The organism is uncultured Marinobacter sp. (assembly GCF_963974375.1).
Taxonomy (GTDB): domain Bacteria; phylum Pseudomonadota; class Gammaproteobacteria; order Pseudomonadales; family Oleiphilaceae; genus Marinobacter.
This window is the reverse complement of record NZ_CAXBDN010000234.1, coordinates 1-6,836: the sequence shown is the minus strand read 5'-3', so window position 1 is coordinate 6,836 and position 6,836 is coordinate 1. Positions and strand designations below refer to the sequence as shown.

The 6,836-nt window shown below is 55.1% G+C and carries 10 protein-coding genes and 3 pseudogenes; 11 read left to right on the top strand and 2 right to left on the bottom strand.

Annotated features, from left to right (window positions below; all coding sequences use genetic code 11):
- Window positions 1-100: 100 nt before the first annotated feature.
- Both AAC035_RS16715 and AAC035_RS16710 read right to left on the bottom strand, forming a co-directional pair.
- The gene (locus tag AAC035_RS16715) at window positions 101-406 is read right to left on the bottom strand and encodes a hypothetical protein (protein ID WP_339806146.1); all 306 of its coding nucleotides are present in this window, start codon (window positions 404-406) and stop codon (window positions 101-103) included.
- 148 nt (window positions 407-554) lie between these two features.
- Complete coding sequence (locus AAC035_RS16710) at window positions 555-1,328, bottom strand: XRE family transcriptional regulator (protein WP_339806144.1); 774 nt, start codon at window positions 1,326-1,328, stop codon at window positions 555-557.
- 62 nt (window positions 1,329-1,390) lie between these two features.
- Between AAC035_RS16710 and AAC035_RS16705 the strand changes: the two genes are divergently transcribed.
- The 11 genes and pseudogenes from AAC035_RS16705 to AAC035_RS16655 form a co-directional block, all read left to right on the top strand.
- On the top strand, window positions 1,391-1,585 hold the full coding sequence (locus AAC035_RS16705) for a Cro/CI family transcriptional regulator (protein WP_339806142.1): 195 nt from the start codon (window positions 1,391-1,393) through the stop codon (window positions 1,583-1,585).
- A gap of 10 nt (window positions 1,586-1,595) precedes the next feature.
- A complete protein-coding gene (locus AAC035_RS16700) occupies window positions 1,596-1,832 on the top strand; it encodes a hypothetical protein (RefSeq protein ID WP_339806140.1) in 237 nt (78 codons plus the stop codon).
- Between the two features lie 31 nt (window positions 1,833-1,863).
- Window positions 1,864-2,052, top strand: coding sequence for a hypothetical protein (locus AAC035_RS16695; RefSeq protein WP_339806138.1), 189 nt, complete (start codon window positions 1,864-1,866; stop codon window positions 2,050-2,052).
- 382 nt (window positions 2,053-2,434) lie between these two features.
- A complete protein-coding gene (locus AAC035_RS16690) occupies window positions 2,435-2,692 on the top strand; it encodes a hypothetical protein (RefSeq protein WP_339806135.1) in 258 nt (85 codons plus the stop codon).
- Between the two features lie 71 nt (window positions 2,693-2,763).
- Window positions 2,764-3,663 (top strand): annotated as a pseudogene (locus AAC035_RS16685) (recombination-associated protein RdgC); the annotation flags it as partial.
- Window positions 3,664-3,792: 129 nt separating this feature from the next.
- Window positions 3,793-3,987: pseudogene (locus tag AAC035_RS16680) on the top strand (DNA translocase FtsK); the annotation flags it as partial.
- 134 nt (window positions 3,988-4,121) lie between these two features.
- The gene (locus tag AAC035_RS16675) at window positions 4,122-4,943 is read left to right on the top strand and encodes a hypothetical protein (RefSeq protein WP_339806133.1); all 822 of its coding nucleotides are present in this window, start codon (window positions 4,122-4,124) and stop codon (window positions 4,941-4,943) included.
- Window positions 4,924-5,757: an ATP-binding protein gene (locus tag AAC035_RS16670; RefSeq protein WP_339806132.1), complete on the top strand. Its 834-nt coding sequence runs from the start codon at window positions 4,924-4,926 to the stop codon at window positions 5,755-5,757. The genes AAC035_RS16675 and AAC035_RS16670 overlap by 20 nt, the downstream gene beginning before the upstream one ends.
- Window positions 5,754-6,077 carry a hypothetical protein gene (locus AAC035_RS16665; RefSeq protein WP_339806130.1) on the top strand — a complete coding sequence of 108 codons (324 nt, stop codon included), beginning with the start codon at window positions 5,754-5,756 and terminating at the stop codon, window positions 6,075-6,077. The genes AAC035_RS16670 and AAC035_RS16665 overlap by 4 nt, the downstream gene beginning before the upstream one ends.
- A 184-nt stretch (window positions 6,078-6,261) precedes the next feature.
- Window positions 6,262-6,561: a hypothetical protein gene (locus tag AAC035_RS16660; RefSeq protein WP_339806128.1), complete on the top strand. Its 300-nt coding sequence runs from the start codon at window positions 6,262-6,264 to the stop codon at window positions 6,559-6,561.
- Window positions 6,562-6,646: 85 nt separating this feature from the next.
- Window positions 6,647-6,836 (top strand): annotated as a pseudogene (locus AAC035_RS16655) (hypothetical protein); the annotation flags it as partial.

Here is a 6,836-nt window from a genome sequence, read left to right as displayed (position 1 = left end):
ATCAGGTTCGGCCAGTCAACGCCGCCGTCTATCTGGGCAAGGCGCAGGTCGTTTATTTCTTGCAGTAGAGCGGCACACCGCCCCAGTTCGTCGTATTGGCTCATGCCGCCTTCTCCCCAAACCGAGCCTTCGCCTTCTCAATGCAGGCAACCATTCGCTCCGCACCCACCTTGCTACGTGACGCTGAAAGCCCCTCAGAGATCGTGGGCAGCTTGATACCCTGACGCCGGCTCATGTACTGGATCAGCCGCTGCTCAGGGCTCAGCGGGTCCGTGGTGGTCAGCACGTCGCGGGTAAAAAGTGGGGCGACAACTTTCTGCCCCAAAGTGCCGCTGCGCTTCGCCAACTTCAGTTGTTGCTGCCGGATCAGGAAAATCTGATCGAGGAATGATGTGGTCATGGTCATGTTCGTCTCCGGGTCTGTTTCAGTAACCGATGACCGAACTTTAGCAGTGCTATTCTTTCTGCGCAATAGCTGGACTAAATAAATTTCAAGCAGGCACAAAAAAGCCCGCGCTGGGCGGGCTTGGCTATTTCGGAAGTTTAGCGGAAAGCTATCGGTAGCTGACCGTCTTGCTGATGACTACGCCGCAGATCCTGGCATCCCCTGGCATTTCCCTGATCGGGTTTGGCCAGGCTGGATTCAGCGCTTTAAGAAAGCAATTTCCACCTTCGACGATCAGCTGCTTAAAGGTGGCCTCTGTGTCGCCGTTCATTTGCACGACCACAAGGGATTTGTTTTCTGCTGACACTTCTGGATCAACGTGGATGATGTCGCCGTCATCGAACGAGGGGAAATTTCCCGGGTCTCGCATGGATAGCCCATGAACGCGCAAGGCGAAAGTTTTACTGCTGTGTGGTACTGGGCACAAAATCCATCTCTCCGCATCGCTTGCCGTGCAAGGGGCTTCAACCTCCTGGCAGGCGCCGGCTTGGACCCACGAAATAAGCGGGACTGCATTGTTACTTTTTGTTAGCTCGGACACATTATTATCACCACCTGTATCGGTTGGCAACAGATTCGATAACTCAGGATTGATCTCAGAAGGATGAATTCCGAAGAATTTTGCAACTTTTAACATTGTCACTTCGCTCATAGGTGTTGTGCCGTTTGCGAACTGACTCACAGCCCCCGCCGTTACATCCAGGAAGTCGGCCAGATCCTGATAGGTCAAAGATTTGCCTTCGGATTTCACCTGGGCTTTGGTCTGCTCAAAAATCGACTTCAACTTTTCAGCCGATCGAAGTTGAGATTCTGTAACTACACGTTTTGTTTTCATGACTGACATTTTATTAGAGCAGCTATCTTTAATCGAATAGCGGTGCATCTTTTCTGTTGCCTCAAAAAAGTAGTGGTGCTAAAGTTCGAGCTATGTTTTAGGAGACCTGCATGAAAACGATACCTCTGACTGAATACCTGAAAGAGAAAAGGCAGGCCGAGGTTGCCGCTGAAATCGGCGTCACCCCGGCAGCTATCTGGCAAATGGTTCGCGCTGGGCGTCAGGTCCAGGTGACCGTCCACGATGATGGGCGAGTTGTGGCGCACGAGATAAAGCCGCTCGGCAAACACAAAGCGGCCGCATAAGGAATTATCTATGAACAAAGAACTGATCAAAGACGCAATCGGCATTCTGCCCGGCGGCCATGAATACGACATGCGCCCCCGGTACGACGCGGATACATACATTGAACTGCTGAACCTATCGAAAGAGCTGGACATAAAGCCAAACGTCCTCTTGCGGTTGTTGACCAAGTTGCAACTGGAGCAGATGCGAGAGCAGGGCCGGGAAACTGTCTTGAGGTCCATTATGCGCCTTCGTCAGCAAGGCTGAAGCGGCTAATCGTCCCTTAGAAAGGTGAGTCATGAAGCTCGATTACACCATCGAAGAAGTCAGGGAGATTGTAGAGGCGCATAGGGACGGAGAGACCCTGGAAGAAGTGGAAACGCGCCTGGCCAGCCAATGGATTGAGCAATGCAAACACGATGGCAAAAAGCCATCAGAAGAAATCAGAGAGGCGGTGCGGTTTTTGAGGGGGTCGGATAGGGACTGAGCGTCCCTGAAGGGGATTGAGCCCTGGCAGCAGGGCGCATCTGAATGGATCTTTTCGAGGGTTTATTCAGATGCCTGAGGGATTGGGAGTTACCCGGTCGAGGCATCGTTGTCTGACAGCCGGAAAGACGGTAAGGGCGAGCCCAGCCCGAGCAGAGGGGGCATGCCGTTTACAGCGGTAAGCGGACTCTGCTCAAGAGCACCGGCGGTCATGGGAGTGTCCTCAAGAACTACCCCACCGCTCCCACGGTGATAAGTGGGTAGGAGGTCGGTAAACCCTTCGGGGTCCGGCCGATTGCCGGTGAAGCAGTCGCTGAGCCCCTTGAAAGCTCAGAGCCCTGGGCGGTAAGTCGCGAGGGCATCCATTCACACAGGAGATCGCCATGGATAACCAGCACCGAAAGATCAAAGGCTACCGCGAGCTCACACAGGCCGAAATCGACCTGATGAACGAGATCAAAACCAAGGGCGCGGAGTTTGAGGACTTGATTTCACGCCTGCACTCAACTCAGGACGCCATCACTTCTGAGTATGGCACTGGTGATGCAGAGCCTCGCCGCTGGATCAGTATTGGTAAGACCCACATCCAGCAAGGGCTGATGGCTCTGACCAGGGCCGTGGCAAAGCCGGAATTTTTCTAGCAGGCATAAAAACCCCGGTAAGGCCGCCACAGCCCCGGGGTTTTCACATAACTCAAGCTGGAGTTTACCAAATGCTTTTCAAGAATGCGCGAATATTCAGATTCACCAAGCCTTTCCAGATCAGCGGCCAGGAGCTCGAAGAGTCGCTGGCTCAGGATGCCTTCAAGCCGTGCGGCCCGCAGGAAGTATCCCGCCATGGCTGGGTGCCGCCACTGGGCAAGTTCAGCGATCAACTGGTTCACAGTGCCGGCGGTTGCCACATGGTCACCTTGCGCCGCGAGGAACGACTGATTCCGAGTGACGTGATTCGGGATGCGGTAGCGGAAAAATGTGAAGCCATTGAAATGGAGCAGGGGCGGAAGATCCGCAAGAAGGAGCGTGACGAAATCAAGGATAAAGTGATCCTTCAGTTGCTCCCTCACGCTTTTCCCCGCCGCAAGCACACATTTGCCTATATCGACACCAATCAGGGCTACATGGTCGTTGACGCATCCACGGCCCGGGAGGCTGAGAACCTTGCCAGCACCCTGCGCAAATCCTTGGGCTCGCTCCCGGTTCGCCCACCTGCTCTTGAGCAGGCTCCCGCGTTCACATTCACCGGCTGGCTCAACGAAACCATTGATCTGCCCGACGCGGTAACCCTGGGCACCGACTGCTGGCTTATCGATCCATCCGAAACCGGAAGCAAGGTGACCGCCAAAGGCCTTGATCTGACCAGCGAAGAAGTAACCACGCACCTGAATGCCGGCATGCAATGCACCCGCTTACGCATGACGTGGGATGACAGCGTGACGTTCACATTCGATGAAGAGCTTGCGCTGCGCGGCATCAAGTACGGCGAAACGATTCAGGAAAAGCTGGATGACGTGGACGCCGATGATGGCGCTGCGCGATTCGATGCCGCGTTCGCTCTGATGACTCTTGAGTTCGCACGAATGATCCCGGGGCTGTTTGACGTGATGGGCGGTGAGGATCGGTCTGCCATTGCGGACGGCAATGAGCCGGCGGTGGTCGGGATTGATCCTGCTCGACCCGGGGCGGATCACACAGCGGCATTTAAGCGCGACCTTGATCCGGAAGAAAACCCGTCAAGGCAGGGTGAAGACGATCCAGTTTATAGCAAGGCGGTGAGCCTGGTTACCGAAGAGCGGCGCGTCTCGATCTCGTTCCTGCAGCGGAAGCTGAGGATTGGCTACAACCGGGCAGCAAACTTGGTTGACGCCATGGAGGAAAACGGGGTGGTAAGCGCTGTAGGACACAACGGGGCCCGGGAAGTGTTGGCGCAGCCAGCGTAGCCCATAAACGAGAAAACCCGCCTCAAACGGTGCAGCAAACACCTCGGCGGGTTCAGATAACAGAGAGGTAATTACAGCATGAACAAGCACTTCAATCAAGCGGCAACGCGAACAACTAACGGGGAGGCTTAAAGATGGCTCGCGCACGAAATCTGAAGCCCGGCTTCTTCGTTAACGAATACCTGGGTACCTGTGACCCATTGGAAGCTCTGTTTTTTGAGGGCCTATGGACCTTGGCTGATCGCTTCGGTCGTCTCGAAAATCGGCCCCTTCGTATGAAAGCCCAGATATTTCCGTACCGGAACCTTGCAGCTCAAGAAATTACTGGATTTGTACAGAACCTCTCGGACCAAGGATTCCTGACACTTTATTCCATAAACGGACAGGATTACATCGAGGTCTGCAACTTCTCCAAACACCAGAACCCGCACAAGAACGAAAAGGGTGGAGATATCCCGCCGCCACCGCAACCCCCTGAAAATAAAGAGCACAGTTCCCAGTCCAGTAATTACGAGAGCGCTCCAGAAAAGACAGAAACCGATCCGGATGAATCATGTATAAGGAATCATGAATCCCTATGTGATGAATCCCTACAAATAGGCTCAGCGTCTGACGACGAATCGCCTGATCAGGCTCCTGACGATGCAGCCAGAATATTCCCCCTCAAAGACGGATCGGATTACACGGTTTCAGAGACGTTTGTTTCAGAGCTCAAAGACACCTACCGGAAACTGGATGTCGAGCACCACCTGAAGCGGGCCCGTTTGTGGCTGATCGCCACCCCTTCCAAACGGAAAACCAGCCGAGGCATGACCAAGTTCCTCAACGGCTGGATGAGCCGCCAAAAGCCAACGGCAGAAATCCACCACATCCAGAGCCGCCACAACGGCTTCGATGAGCGCGATTACAGCGAAGGTCTGATTCAGGGGGTGTCCGATGATGCAGCAAATTTCTGAGCAAGTTGAAAGCATGGAAGAGCGCCTGAACCGGCGGAACGGCCTCACGGAAAAGCGCAAAGGTGAATGCGAAATTCACGGGGCCTTCGAAGATCGGCACTACTCCGGTGAGGGCAATATCACAACGGCTGGCTGGGCTGGCTGCCCCACCTGCAAAAAACTTCAGTGGGACGAGGAGGCGAGACAGCAAATCCTGAAGGAAAACGCGGAGCGTGAAGCACGACGGATTGATTCGATGGTCGATAACTCCGGGATACCTTCTCGCTTTCGCAAGAAGTCCTTCGATAATTTTAAAGCGGTTAACCAGAAGGCGGCCAGCCACCTGAAGAAGGTCCGGGAATACGGCGACGTGGTTGCAGGTGACGACCATGGTGGTCGCTGTCTGCTGATGCTGGGCAAGGTTGGAAACGGCAAGACGCACCTGGCCTGTGCACTACTGGAAAAGGTTATACGGGATACTCGCCAGCCGGCCTACTACTGGACGTTTTCAGAGCTTGTGCGTTACGTGAAGGCGTCGTTCTCGAAAGGCGCGGAGCATTCTGAAGATGACGCATACAAAGATTTCGCCAAGGGCCGCCTGGCCGTGCTGGATGAAGTCGGCATGCAGAACTTCACCGAATTTGAGCAGGCCGTAGCCTATGAAGCGATTAATGCACGGTACTTGGCCGAGCGTCCCACCGTCCTGATCACCAACCTGCAAGCCAAAGACCTGCCGCTGTGCGTCGGCGAGCGCGTCGTTGACCGCCTGCGCGAAGGTGGCGGCAAGGCCCTGGACTTCGACTGGAAATCCTACCGCGTCGGGGGTGGCTCATGAGCTCCGTAGAAGCGGCCGCCGCCGATTACATGCAGTTCCGCAAACTCAAGCAGCAGATTGCCTGGCTCAACGACGACAACCTGGCCGCGAAGTTTGAGTGTTCGGACCGTTCCATCCGGAAAATTCGCGCCGGCGAATCAGTCAGCACCATTTGCGACGAAGACCGCGACCTGATTCTGAGCCTGCTCGAAGAGCGTCGGGCCATGTGGGGTCAGTCCCGGGGCAAGAGTTTCGCGGAGTGCTGTACTCGCCATCGCGTCGGGAAAACCACGCTCATCAACCATCTGATCAGTATCGGGCAGTGGGAGGACTCCAAATGAGCAACCAATGTTGTGGCTGCCAACGCGGCCTGCCCATTACCCCGGGCGGGCTTCACAGAACAGAAACAGAGCTATTCGGCTGCACCCGTGCCCGGTATCAGTTGGCACTTGAGCCGAAAAGCCGTGATACCTGGCACCAGGCCCCAAAGCGGGATGATGTGCCTTTTGTTGTTGGGGGTGGGCGATGAACCTACCCCGCAACGACACAAACACCGGCCGCGTACTCCGCGCCATGATCAACACCGGCTGGCTCACGGCCGGCGATGTACGCAGACGCGCCAAGCTGTCACCGGACACTGAAGTCACTGCCCGAATACGGGATCTGCGCAAGATCGGGGTCTATGTCGCCTGCGTCAGCGAGCCTCACCCGAAGGACGAGCACCGGCGGTTGTGGAAGTACCGGATCGTCCAGCTCCCGGGATGGGTGCGCAAGGAACTGAACCGGGAGAGTCAGCGGGTCTTGTTTGGGAGTCGGGCGGCATGATTTACCTGAGAGAGCTTTGCGACTGTGGCGTGATAATAAAGTCGGTAACAAGGTAATAAAGTTGGTAACTAAGGAATAGAAAATTATGGAATCGAAAACACAAGCAGACCTTCATTCAGATGATTTAGCAGTAGACCGTTTTGCCACTGCTATGAAAGCTAAGCTCGCAAAGAGCCGTCAAAAAGGTCGGGGCGGGTGGGATGACAAAACCCAGTGTAGTGGTGCGTATTCCAGACCAAGGTTGCCACTGATTCCAGACAAAGTCTGCCACCCAT